Below are 2257 nucleotides of genomic sequence, written 5' to 3' on the forward strand. Positions count from 1 at the left end.
CCCGTGACGTTGATCAGACGAACCCCGGCTAGCTGGGTTTGCGCTTTGCGCGCATCGCGGCTCCATTCGCCCACCAGGGTGTGCCAGTGCGCAGCGCTCAGGTGAACGACGCTGGGGCAAGGATCGCAGGACTCGCTCAGCCCGAACAGGCTGTTGCTGGGCATCACCGTGGCCCCGGCGAGCAGCGCAGGCATGAGCTCTTCGAGCGACAGGTCGAAGTTCAACGAGTTTTGTTGCAAGACCACGTCTTGCTCGCTCAGGCCAAACCAGCGAATCGCATCGAGCGTGTAGTTGACCAGGCCCCGGTGTTCGATCATCACCCCCTTGGGCTGACCCGTCGAGCCGGAGGTGTAGATCACGTAGGCAAGGTGGCGGGCAGTGAGGCCGATTTCTCGACATGCTAAATTCGCCTCGGACTCCTCCGCCCATTGGCCGCAGTCGGCCAGCAAATCGACGACTGGGGCGCTCCGGGCCAACGCTTGTCGAGCCTCTTCGCCGACACGTTGGTGGCTCAAACACATCGTCGGTTTGCTGTCATTCAGCATGTAACTTATGCGCGACTGCGGATAAGAAGGGTCGATCGGCACATAGACCGCCCCCGCCTTAAGGATGGCCATCAAACCGACCAGCATGTCGAGGCTTCGCTCGACGCACAATCCAACGAACGCCCCCGTCTCAACGCCGTGACGCCGGAGATAACGTGCCAACTGGTTGGCCCGCGCATTCAGCACTTGATATGAAACGCTTTCCTCACCGCCAATTACCGCGACCGCATCGGGTATTCGCGCGACCTGCGCCTCGAAGAACTCCTGGATGGTTTTGTCTTTCAGGTAGGCTGTGCGGGTATCGTTCCAACCATGGATCAGTTTTTCCCACTCATCCGGCGGGAGAATGTTGATCTGTTCGACAAGTTCGTCATCGGAACGCTCAAGCCGATCAAGCATGCTGTTGATGGTGGTACCCACGAGCGCACAAATCCGCTCCGGGTCGATCGGCGCAATCGCTTCGGCAGTGAAACCGATGCGGAGTCCCCGGTCGTCCACGTCCAGCATGAGCGGGTAATTGGTGGCATCGTCGAAGTGCAACACCTCAAGCCCGACGCAGCGAAGCGCCTTAGCCGATTCATCGCCCGTAGTATCCGAACGGTAGTTCAGCAGTGCCGAAAAAAGCGGAAGCTCACGTGAGACCTGACTGCAGTCAAGCGCCAGGTCGAGGGGCGTGAGCTCATGCTCGAGCAGTTGCAGCACTCGTGCGTGGGTCGCGCGTAAGGCATCGGCTACTGTGATTTGACGCAGATCGACGCAGATCGGCAGCGTGTTGATGAACATGCCCAGCGCACGCGCCGAGGATGCCGTAGCGCCTTGCGAGCGACCGGACAAGACCGTGCCGAATACCGGCCTGCTGCAGCCGGACACGCGACCGACAATGATTGCCCACGCAAAGTGAAAAACACTCGCTACGCTGACACCGTGTGCTTGCGCAATCCGACGCATTCGCGAGGTCTGCGACTCATCGAATGCTTTCGTCGCTTTGTTGATGCCCGATCCATCTCCTCGCACTTCCATGAGCCCGAACGGCGCAGTCGGCTCATCGATCTGACCAAGCATGCTGCGGAAGAACGCGGACTGGGCATTACGGTCGTCCTTGAACTGCGCAAGCGCAACGAAGTCACGGAATTGAACCGGCGGCGGCAATGACTGCGATGCGCCTCCCTGAAGAAGAACAACCTCTTCGATCAGGCGCTGCAACGATATCTGATCGAGTGCGATGTGATGCACGACCAGCACCAGCAACCAATGCTTGTCTTTGGATGCGTGGCAATAGAACCCGGCAATCGGAGGTGCCGAGGACAGATCGATACGGAATCGCGCGCGGTCGAAGCGCTCAAGCATCCACGCTGACGGATTCTCCGCGTCGCCACATTCCACAGCCTCGACGGGCAAAGTGACGCCCCGCCACACCACTTGCACCGCACGGTCGACGTGCTTCCAGACATAGCTGGTACGCAGCACATCGTGACGTGCAACAGCGCTCTCCAGCGCACCGATGAAGCTGTCGAGCGCAGCCTTGTCGTCGAAACCGAGCAGTGCGCTGGTTTGGTAAGCGTCACCTCCTTCGGTTTGCAAGCAATGATGGAACAGGATGCCTTCCTGGGCGGCGGTCAGCGGGTAGATGTCCTGCACGTTGCGCACGCCCCCGGGCACCTGGGCAACGATGCGGTCAATGGCCGATTGGCTCAGTTCGACCAAGGGCAGCA

Annotated in this window: 1 protein-coding gene; it reads right to left on the bottom strand. The window is 60.0% G+C overall.

Annotated elements, in window-relative coordinates:
- Nucleotides 1-2257, bottom strand: a 2257-nt coding sequence (locus I8J34_RS23895; protein ID WP_214364138.1) for an AMP-binding protein, incomplete at both ends; no start/stop codon positions are given.

This window comes from Denitromonas iodatirespirans (genome assembly GCF_018524365.1).
GTDB lineage: Bacteria > Pseudomonadota > Gammaproteobacteria > Burkholderiales > Rhodocyclaceae > Nitrogeniibacter > Nitrogeniibacter iodatirespirans.